We start from the raw sequence: 22,578 nt of genomic DNA on the forward strand, positions 1-22,578 counted from the left end.
GCTGCAGACCGAACGGGCGTGCTATAATAGGGGCACTAGAGCGCAGCAAAGGATGGAGATCGAATGCCCGTATACAACAAGCTCGTACGCGACCGGATCCCGGAGATCATCGCAGCGGGTGGCAAGACCTGCCGCACACGCACACTGGACGAGGCGGCGTACCGCAGTGAGCTGCTCGCCAAGCTCAAGGAGGAGTCGGCGGAATACTTCGCGGCGGAGCGGCCGGAGGAAGCGCTGGAGGAGCTGGCGGATATGCTGGAGGTGATGCGCGCGCTCGCCGTGACGCACGGCGTATCGTGGGAGGCGCTGGAGGCGCTGCGGGAGCGCAAGGCCGAGGCGCGCGGCGGATTCGCGGAGCGGGTGTACCTGATCGATGTCAGCGACGCTTAATGTCAAGCTGATCACGGAGAATCTGGCGGACGAGCTGATCGCCGGGATGCAGCAGGCCTCCGGCATCTATATCCTGACCTCCTTCGTGATGCAGTCGGGCGTGCGGCTGCTGGCCCCCCATCTGCGGCGAGCGCTGGAGCGCGGCGCAGAGGTCAAGGCACTGGCCGGCGACTACCTGTTCGTGACGCAGCCGGAGGGCCTGCAGGCGCTGACGGACATCGATTCGCGCATCGAGGCGCGGCTGTGGCGCAGCAACGGCACGTCCTTTCACCCCAAGGCGTACCTGTTCGACTATGACAACGGCGAAGGGCTGCTCGTCGTCGGCTCCTCGAACTTCTCGATGTCGGCGATGCGGATGGGGATGGAGTGGAACCTGGCGATGAACGCAAAGGCCGAACCGTACACGTTCCAGGTGGCGCTGGAGAAGTTCATGCACAGCTACTACCACGAGGCGACGCAGCCGCTCAATGCGCACACGATCGCCCGCTATGCCGAGGAATACCGCGAGTGCCACCGGCTCAATCCGGAGCTGACGCGCCTGATCGCCGAGATGGAGGAGGCGGAGGTGCGCGGGGGCGGCGAGGCAGACCCGGCGGGCGCATCGCCGGACGGCGGGACGGATTCGGCCGCGGTGACGCCGCGCTATGCGCAGATTGAGGCGCTGGAGGCGCTGGAGCGCACGTGCGAGGAGGAGTACGACAAGGCGATGGTCGTGATGGCGACCGGGCTGGGCAAGACGTACCTGGCGGCCTTCTTCGCCCGGCGCTATCCGCGCGTGCTGTTCGTCGCGCATCGCGAGGAGATCCTGCATCAGGGGCGGCGTTCCTTCCGCCATGTGCTGCCCGATCGCTCGCACGGCCTGTACAACGGCACGGTCAAGGAAGGCGGCGCCGACTGCGTGTTCGCCTCGATCTATACGCTCGGGATGAAGAAGCACCGCGAGGCGTTCGCGCCGGAGCGCTTCGATCTGATCGTGGTGGACGAGTTCCACCACGCCGCGGCGGCGTCGTATCAGGCGGTGATCGGCTATTTCCGGCCGCGCTTCCTGCTCGGCATCACGGCGACCCCCGACCGGATGGACGGCAAGGACGTGTACGCGCTATGCGAAGGCAATGTGGCGTACCAGTTGCACTTCATCGAGGCGATCCGGCGCGGCTGGCTGGCGCCGTTCCGGTATTACGGCGTCTACGACGATACCGACTACAGCACAATTCGCCGGATGGGCGGACGCTACGACGAGGAGCAGCTGGCGGCGGCGCAGCTGCGGCAGACGATGGCGGCGCGCATCCTGGAGGCGTGGGAGCGGCACCGGCAGACGCGGACGATCGGATTCTGCTCGTCGATCCGGCAGGCGGACTTTCTCGCGGGAGCGTTCCGAGCGCAAGGTCACGCGGCGCTAAGCCTCCACTCCGGCACGGTCGACGTGACGCGGGAGGCGGCGATCCGGCAGCTGACGGCGGGCGAGCTGGACGTGATCTTCACGGTCGATCTGTTCAACGAAGGGGTGGACATCCCCAGCGTGGACACGCTGCTGTTCGTGCGGCCGACGGAATCGCTGACGGTGTTCACCCAGCAGGTCGGGCGCGGGCTGCGGCTGTCGGAGACGAAGACGCACTGCGCGATCATCGACCTGATCGGCAATTACCGCAATGCCGACATCAAGCTGCGGCTGTTCGCCGGCGAGGCGGCGCAGCAGGCGGACGCGGGCGCGCGGGCCGCGATCGCCCCGGCCGTGCCGGACGGCTGCGCGCTGCAGCTGGAGACGGCGGTCGTCGATCTGCTGGAGGCGCTGCGCCGCAAGCGGATGCCGCAGCGGGAGCGGCTGCATCATGCCTTCGTGACGCTGCAGCAGGAGCTCGGGCGCATCCCGACGTATCTGGAGCTGCACCTGCACGGCGGCGCTTCGGGCCTGGAGTACCGCGCCGCATTCGGCTCGTATGTCGGCTTCCTGCACTGGGCGGGCTGTCTGAGCGAGGCGGCGGCGCAGGTGTACGAGCGGCATGCGGACTGGCTGCGCGACGTGGAGACGACGGGCATGACGAAGAGCTACAAGATGGTCGTGCTGCTCTACATGCTGGAGCGCGGCCCGCAGGCGTGGACGGACCCGGTGACGCCGGGGCAGGCGGCGCCGTTCTTCCATCGCTATCTGACGGTCAAGGCGCATCGGCGCCGCATTGATTTCTCCGACCGCGAGTCGCGGCGGCTCTGGACGTACGACGAGGCCGGGGTGAGCCGGCTGATCGCCCGCATGCCGATGGCCAAGTGGAGCGCGGCGCGCGGCAGCATGACCCGGTACGAGGACGGTGTGTTCCGCCTCGCCTTCGGGGCGGGTGCGGCGGACCGCGCTACGCTGCACCGCTGGACGCGGGAGGTGTGCCTGTACCGGCTGCACGCGCATTTCGAGCGGCGGGCAGGGCGGGGGGACGAGGCATGATTGCCGGGAGGCTGGTCTGCGGCCCCGAGCAGGTGACGCACCCCCCGACTCGTGGTATAATGTAATTATTCAAGCCGTATCTTGCAAAGAGAGCCGTGCTGCTAACACGACTCTCTCGGCAATAGCCGCTTTTAAGGGCTGTAGGCTTCTCAAAGAGTAGTCAAATAGACCGCGTCCTTGGTGGGTGGGCGGTCTATTTGCGTTGATGAGACAGTATCGCTACAATTAGCAGTCCGAAGGTCAATGTAAGCATGAGTGCTTCGAATACTGTCACAGGCATCCCTCCCTTCTGCAGAGAGGTAGCCGACCGCCCAAGGCGAAACGGCTACCGCCGTCCTTTGACGGCGGCGCACGTTTCGTTCCGAGAATATAGAGACCGTTTATAAGCGTGAAACTTATAAATGCTATATATTCAATAAAGCCTATTCTATTGCCTGGTCAGTATAGCACAGCGTGAAGCTTGCGACGAAGAGAATTCGTCCAGATGAATTTCGTTTGGGTATACCGCGTTGCCCCTTCAGGCACCGTGGTTTTTTGACGTACCCATTTCGCATGAAGGAATAAAATTTGACAAATCAGGAGGGATAAGTCGAATGGTGGAGAAAGTTTAGTATAGAGAGTTAGGTATTTCGAAGTGGCCCCGGAGGTTGTAGGATGTCGAATGAACTAAATCAAATGTTGAACTATTTTATTCTGTACGAAAAGTACGCCCGCTTTCTAACCAATACGCTTGAGTTGAAAGATGGAGAGCATCTGCCGGAAGCGGCGTTGGCCCAGCCGCAGGAGATGCAGGAAGCGATTCGCAACAGACAGGTCGCGGCTGTACTCGCGCTGTGGGAGCAATTTCCGGACATTAAAGGTCTGCTGCATAGGGACACGCGACAAGGTTGGCAGGCACGCATAGCAGACATATTGGAGGGCAAGGCGTCCCTGGATTCGCTAGTGGATGAGCTTGGTTTTGAGTATCCCGACAACCGCAATCAATTCACTGCATATGTACGGGAAATTAAAGATCAAGAAGAAATCACGATCTGCTACCCGCTGTTTTTGAACGGGCAATACAAAAGAAACGGCGTGCAGACATTCAGGCCGGTGATGACGTTTCGGTGCGGTCCTGCGATAGAAGGGCTCCCGGTCCGGTCATTCGTCATGAACCGGGAGTCGCTGGAAATCATACTCGCGCGCGGCTTGCAATGCGAGGTCGAGGATGCGCGAGCCTTCGCCGGGCAGGCCTATTCCGAGCTGTGCGACAAAATCGACAGCCTGGTGTCGACCAGCATCCCGCATATGATCGACCTTTTGGATCAATGCATTCGGGATGCCTTGCCGGGCAGATCGTTCGAAGGCATATTACGCTTCGACGGCTATGCTGATTGGACATTGATGCGGGCGGTCTATGTCACGCAGGACGATCTTCAGGATGTCGCGGAGCCGATCTTCCGCCACGAGCTGGAGCGGCTCGGACAGCGGCTTGCGGTGCAGCCCTCCGAATTACTGCGTCAATATATGCTCGGTCAGGAGCAGGCGCTGGATTTTGCGTCGCTGCCGGTAGCCGGTGGCTTCCACATGGGCAGCTATTCCGACGCCTATCCCGTCAATGAGAAGCAATGGCGGATCGTGCGCGCGCTGCCTGCTGCCGGATTATTCGCAGTCAGCGGTCCGCCGGGCACAGGGAAGACAACGCTCGTCAAGGAGATGATCGCGGACGCCCTTGTGCGAAAGGCGCGCCTGATCCTGGAGCAGTGGGATGCGCCATGGACGGAAGTGGACAAGGGGCAGTACCGAGCGTACCATCAATCGCCGCTGAAAGGAACCAACCCGTATTCGATGGTCATCGCCAGCACCAATAACAATGCGGTGGACAACATCGGCCTGGAGCTGTCGCGGGAGATTCCGTACCTATCCGATAGGCTGGCTCATGCATTGGAGCGGGATTCGGACTCGGGGGCGGGGGCGGAGTCGTCCGCGGAGGGGACGTTCTGCGCCCGATTGGGCAAGCATGCGAATCGCGAGGCCTTTCAGCGAGAAAAGCTGGAGCCGCTGCTCAGAGGACTGGAGCAGGCGGTATTCGATGAAGGGGACGCCAATGCCGCATGCGAGCGGTTCAATACGGTTCTGGAACACCAACAGCAGTTGAACGAAGGGGTAAATCGATTGTGGAGTGGCGTGCGCAAAGCGATCGAGCAAGGCGAGCTGGAAGCGGGGGGCGATCTCCGCGCCGGCGTGCGCGCCGCAGAAGAGAGGCTGGCAGCGCTGACGCAAGCGCGCGAGCATCGCATGCTCGTGCAGGCAGAGTGGATGCTGGTCGAGCTGGAACGGGCGGATGAACAGGTCGCGTTGGAGCGCGAGCAAGAGGAACTGGCGATCACCATCGGGCAGCAAGAAGAGCTGCGACGCCAGGCTTATCGGGATCTCGACAGGTATGGCAAGTGGAAGAGGCTGCCGAATCGTCTATTCAATTTTTTGCCCGGTCGGCGCGCCTTTTTGCGCGAGAATCCTTCGGAAGCCTATATTCGGGACACGCGCATTCAGCCGGCGACAGAGGCGATGGATCGCAGTCAGCGGCGAAGACTGGAGGGCGGTGAGCGGCTCGCGGCATGCCGATCGGAACTGGACGCGGCACGGATTCGCATACAAGAGGAAGAACGGGAAATGAATGCGCTGGGGGAGCAGACGGCGGCGGCGCAAGCCGCGCTGAGGGAACTCGGCATGCTGCGGGAGCTGGAGCAACGGCTTGATCTGGAGCTTGGACTCGGCGGGGGCTCGTCGGCTCGCACGCTTCATCAGTTGGCGAATGCGCCGGCGATTTTGCAATTGCGCAAGCAACTGTTCGACGCGTCGCTTGCCGTGCTTGAGCAGTATGTCGTGAAGAACAGCGCGGTCATTTTGCACAATTTGAGCATGGTCATGGAGGAGCAGAAGTGGTTCAAACGGTTTTACAGCCATGACGGCGTCAGACTGGATCAGTACCAAAAAGCGATCCGGGCCGTCTGGGAAACGTTCTTCCTCTGCTTCCCGGTCGTGACGACGACGCTGCATTCGTTCTCGGCGCAGACTTTCCACCCGCTCCATGAGCTGTTCGATCTGCTGTTCGTGGACGAGGCGGGTCAGATTATGCCGCATTACTTGTGCGCGCCATTGTACCGTGCCCGGCGCGCGGTGATTGTCGGCGATCCGGAGCAACTGGAGCCGGTGCGCACCTTCACGAAGAATCTGATCGAGCACAGCGAGGTGGATGAAGCGCGGCAGGAGACGACCTGCGTGCTGCGCAATAGCGCACAGGACTACGCCGATCGCGGTGGCATCTATTACGAGCGGATGGGCGAGAAGCAGAAGGGCGTCATTCTGAACGAGCACCGCCGCTGCGAAGCGACGATCATGGCGTTCTCCAATCGATATGTGTACGAAAGTGTGCTTCGGCTCATGCGACCGGATGATCAGGACAAGCCGTTCGGGGCCAATCTGGTGGGCTTTGACATTCGCGGCTTGAAGGAAGGGCAGGCGCATCGCAATACGGCCGAGGTTGCCGCCTGCCGCACGATTGTAGACATGCTTGTCCAGCAATTCGGGGCGGAAATCAAGCGCGAGATCGGCATTATCACGCCTTTTGCCGCGCAAGCAAAGCTGCTGCGCTCGAGTCTGCCCGGCATCGAGGCGGGGACGGTGCATACGTTCCAGGGCAGGGAGAAGCGCATCATCCTGCTCAGTACGGTGATCGATGGCATACATCCCCGAAATGCGGGGTTGTCCGGCGTCGTCGGCAACAAGCCGAACATGCTGAATGTCGCACTCTCTCGGGCCAAGGATCAATTTATTCTGGTAGGCAACATAGAGGCCGGTCTAAGCAGCGGCAATTATCTGGCCAAGGTCGTCGGGATCATCCGCCAACAGGGCGCAATCTACAGCTTGTACAATCAGGCATATGAAGAGGAACGAAACGCGAATTGGCGTACCACGGCCTATGCCGTGTACCAGACGGAGCGAGCTCCTGCGGGCGTGGACTCCAGATTGCAGGAGACGATGGAGCGATTGCTTCAAGCGAATGTTCTTTTGGGCCCCAACGCTCATTATGAATTGCTGCTTCAAGCGCTGGCTTATAGTCGCCGCTCCTTGGGAATTGTATCGCCTTGGTTGAACGGTGATGTGCTCAACAGCCATTTTTTTGTCCAGTTAAGCGCGGCTCAGGAGCGACAGGTAGAGGTCAAGGTTCAATTCGGATATAACAGGTCCGCCTATTCCCTCGATCAAATCGATAAAATCGTCGAGCTGGATAATGGAAGCTACCGGAATAAGATTCATACTGTGGCGGCAGCTCGGCAGCTCCATTCGCGGCTCGGCGGTCATTTTGTCTATAAGCCTCCTCTGCATACGAAGCTGCTTTTACTGGATGATCAGATTCTCTTTATCGGCTCGCATAACTGGCTGTCCAATGCGGGGAAGCAAGCGCGTGAGGAAATCAGTTATCGCGTCACGGACAAACTAACGATCGCATATGTCAAAAAGCGATTTGCTTTGTAAGCGGTGGAGTGTGATGCATGATTGCCTGATCTAGCTGATGAATGGAGCCTGACGCCGAGCGGCGGCGCGCAGACGGTCAATCCTGCCGTGGCGAGATCGAAGGACCAGTGAGCTAAGAGGCAATAGCCGAAAGAGGCCGTACGGGAATCGATTGTTCGATTCCCGTACGGCTTTTGTTTCGATGCGTCTTGTGCAGAACGTGAGGCCCGGCGCGGGCTTGTTGGTCGTTTCGGCACGAGCAGCTCCGGCTGCAAGGTCGCTTATGCATTACTCTGCGCAAAATCTGCTCGAACACTTGTACGAACTCCGCGCAAACTTCGCGCAAACTCCACGCGACATTGCAACTGCTCCGAAATAAGCGTCCATTACGGAATAAACGGATGCAATTGAACGATCCTATCCCTCCCTTCACAATTCCTCAACGAACCTAAACGGTTGCTACGGCGGCTATTGAGCCTGAAAAAGCGCTAATGAATTTTTATCGGTTGCCACAAGTATTTTTTTTGTGAAATTGATAAAACGGGATGTAACATTCTAATTATAAATAATAATTGCGTAATATGAATGGTTGGTTTATACTTTTAATTATTAACACGATAGACGCAGCACAGGCAGTTCAGCAGACAGGGAGGCTCATGTATGGAGCAAGCATGGGAAACGAAATTCGAAGGTGTGACGGTGGCGATGAACGCCTGCTACGACACCGACGGGGAGGTTGATCTCGCCGCGACGAAGCGGCTGACCCGCTTCCTTGTCGACAAGGGCGTACAGGGCTTGTACGTCGGCGGCGGCACGGGCGAGGGGCTGATGCAGAGTGTGGAGGAGCGCCAGCGCGTATTGGAAGCGGTGGCGGAGGAGAATCGCGGTCGCTTGACGCTGATCGCCCATGTCGGGGCGATGAATACGCGGGACAGCGTCGCGCTGGCCCGGCACGCCGACACGGCGGGGGCGGACGCGGTATCGGCGATTCCGCCGTACTACTATTCGTATTCGGAGCAAGCGGTCACCCGCCATTGGCAGGCGGTCATGGACGGCACTTCGCTCCCCTTCATTATTTATTACATCCCCGCGTCGACCGGCTTCCACATGTCGGCGGCCTATCTGAAGGAACTGTGCCAGCAAGAGCAACTGATGGGGATGAAGGTGACGTCGTTCAGTACGTACGAGCTGCAGCAGTTCAAGGCGGCGGGCGGCGAGCGCTTCATGGTGTTCAACGGACCGGACCAGCAGTATCTGGCCGGCCGCGTGATGGGCGCGAGCGGCGGCATCGGCGGTACGTACGGCGCGATGCCGGAGCTATTCGTCGAGATCGAGCGCTGCTACAGGGACAATCAGATGCAGGAGGCGCAGCGCTGGCAAGTGATTGTCAACGACATCATCACCGATATGCGCGCGCTCGGACTGTTCGGCAGTCTCAAGGCACTCATGCGGCTGCGCGGCGTAGACTGCGGCGAGCCGCGGCTCCCGCTGCCGCCGCTCGATCCGGCCGACCGGCCGGCGGTGCTGAGCGTGCACGACAAGATCATGCGGGCCGTGGCCGCGTGCGGCAAGTCGGCGCCGGTCCTGTAGAGGGGAGAGGGGGGGGCGTCACCGTAAGGCCGCCATGTCTCGGAGCCGGCGGGGCATGCTCAGATTATAGAAGGTCGCAACAGATCGAGGAACAGACGGGTAGGCTCACCCACACAGACGGCGCCGCCAGGCGGGACGACGAACGAGAGCGTATGAATGATTAGGAGGGGTTCTGACAATGGCAATGCACTATCGCAAGGCAATGGCACTGCTGCTCATGGTACTGCTCGTATGTACGGCATGCGGCGCGAATACGAATGACGGCAACGGGAGCGGCACTTCGCCCGGCGGCGCGGCGAGCGGCGGGGAATCGGATGAGCTGCCGGAGGTGGAGATCACCTACTGGACCGATCCGCGCTTCAAGCTGATCGAGGGCATGGAGGAGCAGACGCCGAATAACGGCGACTTCGAGAAGTGGCAGGCCGAGCAATTCATGGCGCAGTATCCGCATGTGAAGATCGACGTGCAGGTGGTGACGTTCGAGGATATGCCCAAGAAGGTGCCGGCCTCGATCGCCGCAGGTACGCAGCCCGACATCCTGCGCGACTACCTCGGCCGCACGTCGCAATACGCGTACCAGGGCGTGCTGGAGAACCTCGAGGAATCGGTGTCCGAGGAGGAGCTGGCCGATTACCACCAGGATTACCTCGACATGTACACGATCGACGGTCATCTGCACGCCTTGCCGGCCTATGCCTGGACGGCGACGATGATGCTGAACCGGGAGATGTGGGCAGAGCGGGACGCGCTCGATCTGCTGCCGACCCGCGAGGACCCGTACTGGACGATCGAGGAATTCGACACGGCCATTCGGGCGGTCGCCGAGCCGGGCAAGGTATTCCCGTATGCCGTGCATATCTCCAATTCGCAGAGCGACAACGGCATTCTCGAGCTGTTCTGGGGCTTCGGGGCGAAGCTGTACGCGGATGGCGACTATTCCAAGATCGCGCTGAACAGCCCCGAGGGCGCGGCCGCCATGGAGTATCTGGTGCAGCTCAACAAAGACGGCCTGCTCCCGCCGAGCATCTCGACGACCGGTCCGACGGATATCAACAATCTGATCTGGTCCGGCCAGGTCGGCGCGTACGTCGATACGCTGTACGCCAAGACCAAGCTCGCGGATGCGCGCGCCGAGGGTAAGACGCTGGGCGAGCCGGAGCTGCTATTCGTCAGCCATCCGAGCGCCGCGGGCGTCACGAGCGGCGTGCCGGTCGGTCCGACCGGCTACGCGGTGTTCAAGCAGGACGACGACTACAAGCGCGAATGGGTCGTCAAGTTCGTCGAATTCCTCAACAGTACGGAGTACCAGGAGATGTATGCGATCAACGCCGGCCAGTTCCCGGTCAAGAAGTCGGCCGGCGTGCCGCTCAGCGACGATCCGGACTTCGTCGTCATGCAGCAGTTGATCGAGGAGCGCGGGCTCGAGGACATGGGGCTGACCTCGCCCAAGTATGCCGAGGTGCGCGAGCTGCTGTATCCCGAGGTCCAGGCGGCGCTGCTCGGGATGAAGACGCCGGAGCAAGCGCTCGCCGACTACGAAAAAGCGGCGAACCGGGTGCTCGCGCAGTAGCGGGGGAGGTGACGATATGCAGTTGATGAAGCGCATCCTGGAGGCCAGATCCGCCTATTTTTTCATCCTGCCGGCCTATTTCTTCTTCGTCGTATTCACGCTGCTTCCGCTGCTGCAGGGCTTGCAGTTCAGCTTCTACGACGTCAAGCTGACCTCGCGCACGTGGGTCGGACTGGACAATTTCATCGGGCTGTACCAGGACCCGGTATTCTGGAAGGCGCTGACGAACACGGTCGTGCTCGTCGTCGGGATCGTCCCGGCGGCGATGGCGATCTCGCTGTTCATCGCGGTGATTGTGTATCCGCTCGGTCGAGGACTGCAGACGTTCTTTCGGATGGCCTTCTACATGCCGATCGTCGCCAGCGGCGTGGCGCTATCGCTTGTCTGGCTGTGGATTCTCAATCCGACTTACGGGCTGCTCAACTATGTGCTCGGCCTGCTCGGCGCAGGGCCGGTAGCATGGCTGGGTACCCCCAATATGGCTCTCCTGACGGTCGACATGGTCGTCATCACGATGATCGTCGGCCAGCCTGTCATTCTCTACATCGCCGCGCTCGGCGGCATCCCGCGCGATCTGTACGAGTCGGCGATGATCGACGGCGCCGGGGCGTGGCGCCAATTCCGCAGCATCACGCTGCCGCTGCTCAAGCCGACGACGCTGTTCGTGCTCGTCACCCAGACAATCGGCGTGTTCCAGGTGTTCGTCGTCATCCACCTGATGACGGGCGGCGGCCCGGCGCACGGCACGCAGACGATCGTGTATCGGATGTACCAGACGGGCTTCGACTTCTTCAACTTCGGCACGGCCTCGGCGCTCGGCGTCGTGCTGATCCTGCTCGTCAGCGTCGTGGCCTGGGCGCAATTCAAGTGGCTGGGCCAGGAGACGGAGTATTAATTCAACAGGAGAAGGGATACACATATGGACAATCTACAACGCACCCCGGCCGAGCGCATCGCGGGCGGGCTCGGCCTGCTGATCGTCTGCCTGCTGGCGGCGGTCCAGCTCATGCCGCTGTACTGGATGCTGACCGGCTCGCTCAAGGTGCTCACGGACACGATCGAGATCCCGCCGGACTGGTTCCCGACGACGATCACCTGGGACAATTACAAGCAATTGCTGCTGGACAATCCGACGCTGCGCTGGCTGTGGAACAGCCTGTTCATGGCGCTGGCGGCGACGCTGGGCACGCTCGTCACGAGCAGCCTGGCGGGCTACGCCTTCGGCAAGAAGTCGTTTCCGGGCAAGAATCTGCTCTTCTGGACGATGCTGATCACGATGATGCTGCCCAATCAGGTCATGCTGATCCCGCTCTATCTGTTGATCGCCAAGCTCGGCTGGGTCAATACCTACGCCGGACTGATCATGCCGTTCATCGCGTATCCGTTCGGCGTGTTCCTGATGAAGCAATTCATGCAGTCGATTCCGAGTGAGCTGCTCGACGCGGCCAAGATGGACGGTGCGGGCGAGCTGCGCATCTTCTCCAGCATCGTCGTGCCGATTGCGCTGCCGGCGATCGGATCGATCGGCATCTTCGCCTTCGTCGCGGTCTGGAACGAATACCTGTGGCAGCTGGTCGTGATCGACCGCGACATCATGCTGACGCTGCCGGTGGCGATCGCCAAGCTGGCCAAGGGCGTCGCCTCGCTCAATCTCGGTCTGGCAATGGCCGGGGCCACGGTGGCATTCATTCCGATGCTGATCTTCTTCCTGGCGTTCCAGCGCTTCTTCATCAAGGGCGTCATGGTCGGCTCGCTCAAGGGGTAGCGGCTCCGGAGCGGCCAGCGGCCAATGTAATCGCGGGCAAGTCGGGTATTCAAAGCAATACGGGGAAGCGGATCGCCGGCGCGCGCAAGACAAGCCGTGTGATCAAAATCACGCTGGGCAAGCGGACCGCCGGGATGCGGCAGGCAAGCCGGGCGACCATTACATGAGGAGGGCGCAGGATGAACGAGACATGGACGAAGGCAACGAACCGGTCGAATGCAGGACGAGGCGAATGGGAGGATGCCGCTCTGGAGATGCGCGTACGTCTTCGGGAGCCGAAGCTCGGGCTAGGGGCGCAAGGCCGAAGGCTGGGCTGGGCGCTCCTGACGGCGGCGCTGGGCTGCGCGGTCTTCGCGGCGTCGGCGCCTGCGGCGGATGCGGCGCCGACGCCGACGTACAAGCACGAGCAGGTGCTCGCGGACGGCGACGCGCTGGCGTCGAAGACGTTCCTGGCATTCCCGACCATCGTCAAGGTCGACGACAGCCGCGTCGTCATCTCGTACAAGCGCGGCGATCAGCACAGTCATGACAGCAGCGCGCTGCTGGAGACGATGGTATTCAACCCGGCGACCGGGACCGTCGTCAGCGTGACGGCGACGGACAGCACAGCTGCGGTCGTCAATCAGAATCCCGAGCTGGTGCAGATGCCTGGCGGCACGCTCGTCAACTACGTCGATTGGCAACAAGGCGGCACCAAGGATCGGCTCGGCGTGCGCGTATTCGCTTCTGGCGACGACGGCGATACGTTCGCCTCTGCGGGCGCGCTGCCGGCAGTCGGCGGCTACGAATACGGCTACACGTTCGACGATTACGTCGACGGCAGCGATGTATACATGCTGGCGATGTCCTTCCCCGAGCTGGGCAGCCCGCGCGCGGTCCATATGCTGAAGTCGAGCGACGACGGGGCGACGTGGAGCCATCTCAAGAATCTGAATACAGCGCTCGGCTATAGCTTCAATGAGAGCGCGCTGGAGAAGTATGGGAGCACCTACATCATCGCCGCGCGCGGCGACGCCGCAGGCAGCACGAAGCTGTTCAAGACGGATGCGGCGTTCGATCTGCTGGACGCGCGCGACCTGTCGGCCGAGTATCCCGGCCTGATCGGGCAGATCGGGCGGCCCAAGCTGTTCGTACAGGACGGCGGCTACTACTTGCTGTGCCGCAATGTCCAGGGCGGCGACGGCGTGCTGACGCTATATGAACTGGACCCGGACACGCTGGAGCTGGTAAGCGCCGTCGAGCTCGACCGCTCCATCGTCGATGCGTACTATGCGGAGCCGTACTTCCAGGAGGCGCTGGGCGAGACGTACTTCAATGTGGTCACGTACAAGCCCGGCGCCGCCAGCACGGTGCGCAGCATCGTGCGCCTGGAGTACGAATGGGAGGAATTGCTGGAGCTGCTCGTGCCGATCGAGGATCCGGGCTACTGGCAGGACGGCCTCGACGGCGAGCCGATCGGCAGCCCGCCCGGGCAGTGGACAGTCGGTACGGCGGGCGGCACGGTGACGGTGGCGGATGTGCCGGGCGCGGGCGACCGGAGTCTGGCGCTGAGCGACGGGAGCGCAAGTACGCTCGTAGAGGCGATCCGCCCGTTCACGGTCACCACTGCGACCGAGGTGACGGCGGCCTATCGGGTGCTGGCGGACGCGTCGGGCGGCGTATTCGGGTTCAGTCTGCGCGATGCCGCGGGCGTGAATGCCATCACGGTGGCGCTGGACGGGAGCGGTCAGCTCTACACGTATAATGGCGGGACCAAGACGAACGTCGCGGCCTACAGCGCCGATACGTGGTACGAGATCGAGGCGGTCGCCAATCTGGAGATGCAGACGTTCGACCTGTACGTAGACGGGGTCCCGGCGGCGGCGGGGTACGGCTTCCGCAGCGGCGCGAGCGAGCTGGCGAGCGTGCGCATCAATAGTACGGGCGCTTCGACCGGTGCGGCGTACTTCGACGATGTGTCGGTCAAGCGCAGCTTCGCCGTGATGGCGGACTTTGGAGACAATGCGACGGGCGCGGCGCCTGCGGCCTGGTCTGTCGGCACGGCAGGCGGCACGGTGACGGTGGAGGATGTGCCGGGCGGCGGCGACCGGAGTCTGGCGCTCAGCGACGGCAGTACGGGCGCGCTGGTCGATGCGGTGCGCGCCTTTAATCCGACGACGACGGACGAGGTGACGGCGGCCTATCGGGTGATGGCGGACGCGTCGGGCGGCGTATTCGGCTTCAGCCTGCGCGATGCCGCGGGCGTGAATGCCATTACAGTGGCGCTGGACGGCAGCGGTCAGCTCTATACGTACGACGGCGGGACCAAGTCTGATGTCGCGGCCTACAGCGCCGATACGTGGTACGAGGTCGAGGTGGTCGCGAACCTGGAGGCGCAGACGTTCGATCTGTACGTGGACGGTGTGCTGGCGGCTGCGGATTACGCCTTCCGCCATGCCGCGCCTTCGTTCGCAGACCTGCGGCTCAACAGCACGGGGGCCTCGGTCGGCACCGCTTATTTCGACGAGCTGACGGTGCGGGAGAGCTTTTCATTCTAGTGAGACGATAATGGGGACCAATTGAAGGAGGCACCGTGTCCGTTCGTTTATGAACGGATGCGGTGCCTTTTAAAGGAAACTTGCAAATCAACCGCTCCCGGACGCGTATTGCGTGCGGGAGCGGCTGTCGTCCAGTTAGCGGTTCCTGGTTCATGCAGTTGGCACATGACGCGAGCGGAGCCATGCGGCCTGCCTGCTTCGCGAATTGATCCACGAGTGGGCGCAGACCAGCTCTAATGGACATGGGAGCCGCTTAGCGCCGTTTTTTAGCTTCCTTCACGTTGTAACGGTCATAGGGAACGCTTAGCATCGGTTATTGGCCTCGTATCGGACTCAACCCCCGGCTAAGCGCCGCTGATGACCGTTACAGACGAGCACGTCTCCGTCCATCTCGCTCCGGGCAGGCGCGCGCTTGTCCCGTCGCGCCAGTCCGCCTCGCTCTGATCCGCCCGCTGCTGCCAGGCTGCACCTACCCGCTTCGTTCGTCTGGGATTGCGCGGCCATCTGCGTGTCCTCATCTGCGCTTCACGGAGACCTGTGCCGACACGCGAGCCTGGACGCTGCAGTTACTCGCAAAACAGCTCGACCACACGGGCGTGATCGAGGCCGTTGGTCTCCAGCGCCTCGAGCCGCAGGCGGCGCAGTCCGCGCAGCTCCGCCTCGAACCGTCGCATCCGCTGGTAGTTGCCCTGCACCTCGGCGATCGTGCGCGTCGTGCCGTCGGCCGTCTCGGCGACGAGCCGCCAGGCGCGCAGCGCCTCCGGCTGCGGCCGGCCCCAGCCCATCTCCTCCTGCAGGGCGTCGAGGTGGCACAGCATCAGCCGCCGGTGCAGACCGGTGTCGAGGACGACGGTGATGCCGCGCACGTCGACCGGCTCCGGCCAGGTCAGCTCGAGCCACGGGCTCGGGTCGTCCGGGGCGGCCATCCAGCGATGCGTGCCCGGCGGGGCCAGCTCGGGACGGGCGCCGTGCGGTCCGTGCACCGCGCGGGTGTGACCGCTGACGACGTTGGCCGCCGGGCCGTCCGGCTGCTCCGACGAGGCCCGCACCTGCGCCAGCCGCCCGAGATTGCCCTCCAGCGCGTGGCCGGGCAGATAGGCGCCCTGGCGCAGCAGGCGCTGCTGGGTGCGGCGGATCAGCGCGGCATCCTGCGAGGCTCGCCCAGGCGGCAGGCCCGCAGCGGCGGCCAGCGCGGCGAAGGTGCCGAGCCCCTCGCCCATCGCGGCGCAGGTGGCCATGACGCGGGTGCTGGAAAAGGCGATATGCGTCGCCGACAGGTTGCGCCCGGCGAACGTCAGATTGGCGACATTACGGCTGATCATTGCGCCGAGCGGGATGCTGTACAGGTACGGCGCATACGGCTGCTTCGCCGGCTCCTCGCCGGCGGCGTCGATGCCCTGCGGCGGATGCGTGTCCAGCGGCCAGCCGCCGTAGGCGACGGTGTCCGCAAACGGTTCGGCCTCCTCCAGGTCGCGCTGGGTCAGCACATGCCGGCCGAGGAAGCGCCGCGATTCGCGCTTGCCCGGGACGAAGCCGAACCAGTCGAGCGCCCAGTTCGCCGATTCCGGATGATGGCCGCTGTTCTTGATGTGATCCCAGACGCCGAGCATGATCGCCAGCAGCTCGTCGCGGATCGCTTCGTTGTCCTTGATCGTATCGCGCATGCCGCCGAACTCGACCCACCAGTAGCCGTATTCCCATTTGCTGTGCTCGCGCAAGCGCAGGTCCTCTTCGGTGAAGCGACGTGCCCACGGCGGCGCCTCGAACGGCATCGGCCGTCCCATGTCTCGCGTCTGGAAGAGCAGCGACGAGCCGAGGCGATGGCTGTCGCGATTGGGCCCGGCAGCGGGCTCGCCGTATTCCTCCTCGGCTTCGCGGCCGGTCGTGAAGGCGGCGCCCGCCTCGTAGCCGAGCCGCCCGTCCCCGGTGCAGTCGGCATAGAGGTCGGCTGTGAGCAGGAAGCGGTCCTCGGTGCTCTCCCGCGCCGCGTAGACGGAGGCGATACGGTCGCCGTCCATGCGCACGTCGGTGACGGTCGTGTTGAGCAGCAGCGTCAGACCGGGCTCGGCTCGGCACTTCTCGTAGAGGATCAGGTCGAGCATGCTGGCGCTGCGCTGCGGATTGCGCACTGAGCACTCCAGCATGATCTCCTCGATGATGCCGCTCTCCCGGCGCTCGCTGGCCAGCGGCGTGCCCTTGATCGAGGCGCCGGAGACGTTCATGCGGATTTCGGAGGAGGCATTGCCGCCGAGCACCGGACGGTCCTGGCAAAGGATGACGGACGCGCCGCCCCGCGCCGCCGCCAGCGCCGTAGCGACGCCGGTCATGCCGCCGCCGGCGACGAGCACTTGCGCTTCCAGCGCTTGGGTGGTGCCGGGATCCAGGGGACGCGCCGGGCTCGCTCCGGCGGCAGGTATGGCGTTTGACTGGATAAGTGGATTCATGGACTTCGCGCTCCTTTGCGTGCTATGATGGCTGTAATTACAAGCATAGCAGAGGTCGTTATTGGCATAGGATAGCGAATTTTATCGTCTTCATGTCCGAAATTTCATATTTGCGGCGGCGTGTGTCGACCGGAAAGGACGAGCGGAATGGACGATCGAAATAGACGAGCGGGAGGGGGGGCGGGATGGCAAGGGAAGCAGTCGAAATGCCGGAGTGGCGGACGCACCGCTACTGGGAAGGCAAGTCGAAATTTTTGTATGCGCAGGACACCTCTGCGACCTGGGTGTTTTTTGCAATGGAGGAGGGCGTGATCGAGTATCGGATCGGGGACCAGCACGGCCGCGCCGGCGCGGGGGATCTGGTGATATGTCCGCCGGGCACGCCCTTCCATCGCCGGATCGTCGAGCCGGCGAGCTTCCACGCGGTGACCTTCACGCTGGAGGCGCCGGAGGCGGGCGCTGCGACGGCGCTGCGCGAGCAGCCGCGGCTGCATCTGCCCTCTACAGTGAGGCTGCTGGAGAATTGGCGGGCGCTGCGCATGCTCCAAGCGCTGCCGGACCGGGAGGAGGGCGAGCTGGAGCCGGAAATGACGTCGCTCAAGCGTCACTATCTGCTCGATCTGTGGCTCATGCTCGGCCAGCGGCTCGAGCGAGCCGGCGAGCAAGCGGGCCCGTCGGAGGACCCGCTGATGGAAGAGGCGGCCCACTGGCTGCGGCGACATGCCGGGGAGCGGGTCTCGCTGAAGGCGCTATCAGCCCGGCTCGGCTTGACCCACGTGCAGCTCATCCGGCGCTTCAAGGCCGCCTATCGGCTGCCGCCGCTGCATTACTTGACGGCGCTGCGGCTGCACAAGGCGAAGGCGCTGCTGCTGGAGAGCGATTGGACGCTGGAGGCGATCGCCGCCGAATGCGGCTATGAGAGCGGCTACTCCCTGAGCCGCGTCTTCACCCGGCACGCCGGTCTTAGTCCTTCGGCGTACCGCAAGCATCATCGGCTGTGAGGAGTGCGGTTCATATGAACGGTCACGTGCCCCATCTTCATCGAGACGCGACCGGCGAGCTCGATCAACGCGGCAGCCAGCTCCTGCTCGCGGCCGGCCAGGTTCATTTTGGAGAGCGAGCCCGACACGCTGATGCCGGCTGCGATCTTGCCGGACTTGTCGAAGATCGGAGCAGCCAGGCAGGCCCGCCCCAGCGCGAGTTCCTCCAGCTCGATGGCATAGCCGCGTCTTTTGCAGGCGGCGAGCTGCTCCAGCAGGACGTTTTGATCGGTGACGGTTTTGTCGGTGTAGGCGTACATCTCGATCCGACCCAGCAGACGATCGCGCGCAGTCTCGTCCATGTGGGCGAGCAGCACTTTGCCGATGGCGGTGCAGTGCAGCGGGTTGCGGCGGCCGATGAACGTATACATGCGCGGCGACTCGTAGCTGTCGACGTGGGCGAGATAGAGGATCGTATCGTCATCGAGGATCGCCAGATTCGTGTCCAGGCCGAGGCGGCGCTCCATTTCATGCATCTCCGGCAAGCTTTGCTTGCGAATTTCGTAATTGTTGAGCGCGATGCCGCCGAGCGACACGATTTCCGTGCCGAGCCGGTAGTAGCCGCTAGATTCTTCTTTTTTGACATAGCCGATCGACACCATCGTCGACAGCAGACGCGAGACGTTGCTCTGCGTCAGATCGAGCTTGCGGCAAAAGTCGGCGACGCGCAGCTCAGGCTCCTCGTCCGAAAAACAAGACAGGATCGCGAGCGCACGCGTCACGCTCTGCGTCAGCATGGCCGCCGATTTGGCCGGCTTCTCCGTATTCACCATCCATCTTCCTCTCTAATGAAACGACTCGTGACTCTCGGATCGCCAATTTGGGCGATACCTATAATGTACATTTTTGTGTTGTAATACGCAAATTAAATTCAAATTTTATTGCATGACGACGTTAGAACGGAAGGTTAATTTGTAAAATGAATAAAAGATAACAAGAGACGCCGTGCCGAGGATAAGCTATAATCGGTATCGGACGACTACTGCGCGAAGGACATGCGCGCACGCGAAAGGAGGCGCTTCGAATGAAGCTGGCAGCGGGGTTGCTGCTCATCATTATGAGCGTGGTACATGTAATCTACGGCGAAAATATGCAGGTGCGCGCCTTGCGGGCGCAGGGAGCGGAAGAAAATCTGGTCGGCGCCTTCCGGGTCATGTCGCTGCAAGGCGGGCTGCTGCTGTTGGCGGTGGGCTCGATCGAGGTGCTCGGCTATGCCGGACTCCTGCGTCTCGACGGCTTCGCCGCTTACATGCCGGCCGGTCTCGTGGGCCTCAATGTGCTCGCCGCGCTGCTCGTCGCCTGTACGATGCACCGCAAGCTGCTGGGCATGATCGTCCCGCAGCTGCTTATCTTCGCCGTCATTCTGACGCTGCAGATCTGGAGCGCTGCGGGATGAGCCTCACCGTCCGGCTGCGGGCGCCGGCTCCTGCCAATCGATCCGGTGATCGTAGATCCACGTCTGGCCGTCCTTGTTCGCCGCCTTGAGGAAATGCGGCATCATCAGATCGCGGAAGAACACCTGCACGCGGCTGCGGGCGTATTTGCGGGCCCCGAGCGTGCGCGAATAGCGGACGATCCGCTCCACGCGCGCGCTGCGCAGCGCCTGGAAGGCGGCGAAGGCCTGCTGCGGGGCGGGATGATCGCGCAGACAACGGGCCAGCTCCATCGCGTCCTCCAGCGCCAGCGAGGCGCCCTGTCCGGCATTGGGCGAGATCGCGTGGATGGCGTCGCCGATCAGCACCGCATTGTCCCGATGCCAGAGGGGCTGCGGCGGCATGTCGTAGATCGGGAAGGCGCCGATTCCGCCGACCGTGCGGCGGATAATCCGCTCCACCTGCGGCGCTTCGCCGGCATACAGCGCCAGCGCCCGGCGCTCCCATTCGTCCTGCGGGATCGCCAGCATATCCCGGCGCGTCGGGCTGCCGGGGACCTCCTCGTTGCCGAACCAGTACACCTCGCCGGAAGCGTGCGCGACATAGCCGAAGAACGCCCGTCGGCCGAACATCATCTGCTGCACGCCCGGTACGAACGGCGTCTCGGGGTCCTGCGCAAAGCCGCCGAAGCTGATCAGACCGGTATACTGCGGGCTCGGCGCATCCGGCAGCACCTGCCGCCGCAGGGCGGAATGAATGCCGTCGCAGCCGACGATCAGACGCGCGCCGGCATGCGAGCCGTCCGCAAAGGTCATGAGCGCCCGCTCCCGACCCGTCTGCACGCTCGCGAGCTTGTGCCCGAGTCGAATCGGAATGCCGGCGCGCGCGGCCGCCTCCCGCAGCGCGCGCTGCAGCTCGCCGCGCTTCACGGTCCAGCCCTGGGGCTCGCCCCCGAGCCGGCCGACCTCGCCGAGCGCCTTGCCCGCTCCGCTGCGGAAGCGCATCAGCCGCATTTCGAAGCCGGCCCGGCGGATCGTATCGCCCACCCTGAGCTCGTCGAGGACGCGCATGCCGTTGCGCCCGAGATTGAGGAAGAGACCGGCGTAATCGTCATGCGCCTGCGCCGCCTCGTAGATGACCGGCGCGTAGCCGGCCCGTTGCAAGAACAGCGCCGCTGCTGGTCCTGCGATGCCGCAGCCGATGATCGCCGCTTGGTTGTCTGATGTACCGCTCATTGATTTGTCCACCTTTCGCATGGGCTAGTCTTGGTGACTCGAAGATACACAGAAGGCCCGCTCTGCGTCTTTCATATATCTTAACGACTAAGATATATCGTCTCGAGTCACGCTTTACCTTCTTATCTTAACGCATTATCGGATGACGGCTACGGTCTGCAGACGGAGGAGGCTCCTGGACCTCGGTCGAAATATGATATAATGCCGATAGATACAAGGAGGTGGGTCATGGAGCGGGAGTCTGACCGCCTGCACGCCGAGCTGCTCGAGGCGTCCAAGCAGCTGTCGACCGAGACGGTCATGTTCCACCACGCGGCGGCTGCGCGCCTGGGATTGCACATCACCGATCACAAGTGCCTGGAATTCGTGCTGAGCCGCGGCAAGGCGACGGCCGGCCAGCTGGCGCAGTGGAGCGGGCTGACGACCGGGGCGATCACCGGCGTGCTCAATCGTCTGGAGAAGGCCGGGTACATCAAGCGGGTCAAGGATCCGTCCGACCTGCGTGTCGTGTGCGCCGTACCGCTGCCGGAGCGGCTCGGCGCGCTCGGCGAGATCTTCGGGCCGCTCGGCGCGGCAATGGGGGAGCTGTACGGCCGATACAGCGCGCGCGAGCTGGAGGCGATGCTCGATTACATGACGCGCGCGCGCCGCATCCTGCAAGGGCAGGCCGCTCAGCTGCGCGCCGCCGATGCGGGAGCCGACCCGGAGGCGCGTCGCTGACGCGTCGAATGAACGAAGAGAGCGAGGAAGGGATATGCTGGAGCTGAGCTTTCGTGATCCCGAGCGGCTGGTGACGGTCGCGCACGCCCTGTCCACGCGGGCGCGCGTCGACATGCTCCAGCTGCTGAGCACGAAGAGCCTCAATATTATGGAGATGGCCGAGGCGCTAGGCCTGCCTGTCTCCACGGTCGCCAATAATGTCAAGGTGCTGGAGACGGCCGGGCTCATCAATACCGAGCTGCAGCCGGCCTCGCGCGGCGCGATGAAGATGTGCAGCCGCAATTACGACGACGTGCATATCGTGCTCAACGCCGGCAAGAGCGCCCCCAGGCAGGGGCTCGCCAAGTATGAGATGGAAATGCCGATCGGCCACTACAGCGACTGCGAGGTCCAACCGACCTGCGGCATGGCGGGTGCGGACGGCTTGCTCGTGCGGCATGACGAGCCGGCGAGCTTCTACCACCCCAAGCACGTCGCGGCGCAGCTGATCTGGCTGCGCAAGGGCTACCTCGAATACTTGCTGCCGCTGGAGATCCCGCTCGAGGCCCGGATCGAGGCGCTGGAGGTGTCGATGGAGCTGTGCGCGGAGGCGCCCAGCTACGACCCCGACTGGCCGTCGGACATCACGATGTGGATCAACGGCGTCGAGATCGGCACATGGACGTGTCCCGGCGACTTCGGCGATCGGCGCGGCCGGCTCAATCCCGCCTGGTGGCCGGACGGCTCGACGCAATACGGCGTGCTCAAGACGTGGCGTGTCGACGGCAGCGCCGCGACGCTCGACATGCAGCCGGTCTCGGCCGTGACGGTGGACGAGCTGGCGCTGCGCCGCCGGCCCAGCCTTCGACTGCGGCTCGGCGTCAAGCCGGACGCCCTGCATCAGGGCGGCATCAGCCTGTTCGGCCGGCAGTTCGGGGATTGCGAGCAGGACATTGTGCTGAAGGTGTTTTATTCGCTCGAATCGGAAGGAAAAAGCCTTTAAT

At 63.1% G+C, this 22,578-nt stretch carries 17 protein-coding genes; 12 read left to right on the forward strand and 5 right to left on the reverse strand.

What is annotated here, in order from left to right:
* The first annotated feature begins 63 nt into the window (after window positions 1-63).
* Both IDH44_RS15610 and IDH44_RS15615 read left to right on the forward strand, forming a co-directional pair.
* Entirely contained in the window at window positions 64-390 is a 327-nt protein-coding gene (locus tag IDH44_RS15610) for a nucleoside triphosphate pyrophosphohydrolase (protein WP_190919201.1), read from the forward strand.
* Entirely contained in the window at window positions 374-2,824 is a 2,451-nt protein-coding gene (locus IDH44_RS15615) for a DEAD/DEAH box helicase family protein (RefSeq protein WP_190919203.1), read from the forward strand. Before IDH44_RS15610 ends, IDH44_RS15615 begins: the two co-directional genes overlap by 17 nt.
* 193 nt (window positions 2,825-3,017) lie before the next feature.
* Here the strand turns inward: IDH44_RS15615 and IDH44_RS27435 are convergent, their stop codons facing one another.
* Window positions 3,018-3,104 carry a putative holin-like toxin gene (locus tag IDH44_RS27435; protein WP_223869731.1) on the reverse strand — a complete coding sequence of 29 codons (87 nt, stop codon included), beginning with the start codon at window positions 3,102-3,104 and terminating at the stop codon, window positions 3,018-3,020.
* 374 nt (window positions 3,105-3,478) lie between these two features.
* Here IDH44_RS27435 and IDH44_RS15620 point away from each other — a divergent pair, with 374 nt between their 5' ends.
* From IDH44_RS15620 to IDH44_RS15645, 6 genes are all read left to right on the forward strand, one after another.
* Window positions 3,479-7,342, forward strand: a complete 3,864-nt coding sequence (locus IDH44_RS15620; RefSeq protein ID WP_190919205.1) for an AAA domain-containing protein — start codon at window positions 3,479-3,481, stop codon at window positions 7,340-7,342.
* 639 nt (window positions 7,343-7,981) lie between these two features.
* Window positions 7,982-8,911: a dihydrodipicolinate synthase family protein gene (locus tag IDH44_RS15625; RefSeq protein ID WP_190919206.1), complete on the forward strand. Its 930-nt coding sequence runs from the start codon at window positions 7,982-7,984 to the stop codon at window positions 8,909-8,911.
* A gap of 178 nt (window positions 8,912-9,089) precedes the next feature.
* Window positions 9,090-10,481, forward strand: coding sequence for an ABC transporter substrate-binding protein (locus IDH44_RS15630; protein ID WP_190919208.1), 1,392 nt, complete (start codon window positions 9,090-9,092; stop codon window positions 10,479-10,481).
* A 16-nt stretch (window positions 10,482-10,497) separates the two neighbouring features.
* Window positions 10,498-11,376, forward strand: a complete 879-nt coding sequence (locus IDH44_RS15635; RefSeq protein WP_190919209.1) for a carbohydrate ABC transporter permease — start codon at window positions 10,498-10,500, stop codon at window positions 11,374-11,376.
* A 24-nt stretch (window positions 11,377-11,400) separates the two neighbouring features.
* A complete protein-coding gene (locus IDH44_RS15640; protein WP_190919211.1) occupies window positions 11,401-12,246 on the forward strand; it encodes a carbohydrate ABC transporter permease in 846 nt (281 codons plus the stop codon).
* 179 nt (window positions 12,247-12,425) lie between these two features.
* A complete protein-coding gene (locus IDH44_RS15645) occupies window positions 12,426-14,783 on the forward strand; it encodes a sialidase family protein (RefSeq protein ID WP_190919213.1) in 2,358 nt (785 codons plus the stop codon).
* Window positions 14,784-15,127: 344 nt separating this feature from the next.
* On the opposite strand, the gene IDH44_RS15650 is transcribed toward IDH44_RS15645, so the two are convergent.
* Both IDH44_RS15650 and IDH44_RS15655 read right to left on the reverse strand, forming a co-directional pair.
* On the reverse strand, window positions 15,128-15,301 hold the full coding sequence (locus IDH44_RS15650) for a hypothetical protein (protein WP_190919214.1): 174 nt from the start codon (window positions 15,299-15,301) through the stop codon (window positions 15,128-15,130).
* A 48-nt stretch (window positions 15,302-15,349) separates the two neighbouring features.
* The gene (locus IDH44_RS15655) at window positions 15,350-17,227 is read right to left on the reverse strand and encodes an FAD-dependent oxidoreductase (RefSeq protein WP_190919216.1); all 1,878 of its coding nucleotides are present in this window, start codon (window positions 17,225-17,227) and stop codon (window positions 15,350-15,352) included.
* Between the two features lie 185 nt (window positions 17,228-17,412).
* Between IDH44_RS15655 and IDH44_RS15660 the strand changes: the two genes are divergently transcribed.
* A complete protein-coding gene (locus IDH44_RS15660; protein WP_190919217.1) occupies window positions 17,413-18,228 on the forward strand; it encodes a helix-turn-helix domain-containing protein in 816 nt (271 codons plus the stop codon).
* Here the strand turns inward: IDH44_RS15660 and IDH44_RS15665 are convergent.
* A complete protein-coding gene (locus IDH44_RS15665; RefSeq protein ID WP_190919219.1) occupies window positions 18,216-19,040 on the reverse strand; it encodes an IclR family transcriptional regulator in 825 nt (274 codons plus the stop codon). The genes IDH44_RS15660 and IDH44_RS15665 overlap by 13 nt on opposite strands.
* A gap of 251 nt (window positions 19,041-19,291) precedes the next feature.
* Here IDH44_RS15665 and IDH44_RS15670 point away from each other — a divergent pair, with 251 nt between their 5' ends.
* Window positions 19,292-19,663 carry a hypothetical protein gene (locus tag IDH44_RS15670; protein WP_190919221.1) on the forward strand — a complete coding sequence of 124 codons (372 nt, stop codon included), beginning with the start codon at window positions 19,292-19,294 and terminating at the stop codon, window positions 19,661-19,663.
* A gap of 3 nt (window positions 19,664-19,666) precedes the next feature.
* Here the strand turns inward: IDH44_RS15670 and IDH44_RS15675 are convergent, their stop codons facing one another.
* Window positions 19,667-20,875: an FAD-dependent oxidoreductase gene (locus tag IDH44_RS15675; RefSeq protein ID WP_190919222.1), complete on the reverse strand. Its 1,209-nt coding sequence runs from the start codon at window positions 20,873-20,875 to the stop codon at window positions 19,667-19,669.
* Window positions 20,876-21,103: 228 nt separating this feature from the next.
* Here IDH44_RS15675 and IDH44_RS15680 point away from each other — a divergent pair, with 228 nt between their 5' ends.
* Together IDH44_RS15680 and IDH44_RS15685 are read left to right on the forward strand one after the other, a co-directional pair.
* On the forward strand, window positions 21,104-21,595 hold the full coding sequence (locus IDH44_RS15680) for a MarR family winged helix-turn-helix transcriptional regulator (RefSeq protein WP_190919224.1): 492 nt from the start codon (window positions 21,104-21,106) through the stop codon (window positions 21,593-21,595).
* A 34-nt stretch (window positions 21,596-21,629) separates the two neighbouring features.
* Complete coding sequence (locus IDH44_RS15685) at window positions 21,630-22,577, forward strand: ArsR/SmtB family transcription factor (RefSeq protein WP_190919225.1); 948 nt, start codon at window positions 21,630-21,632, stop codon at window positions 22,575-22,577.
* The last annotated feature ends 1 nt before the right edge of the window (window position 22,578 follow it).

The organism is Paenibacillus sabuli, assembly GCF_014705605.1.
In the GTDB taxonomy this organism is placed as follows: domain Bacteria; phylum Bacillota; class Bacilli; order Paenibacillales; family Paenibacillaceae; genus Paenibacillus_D; species Paenibacillus_D sabuli.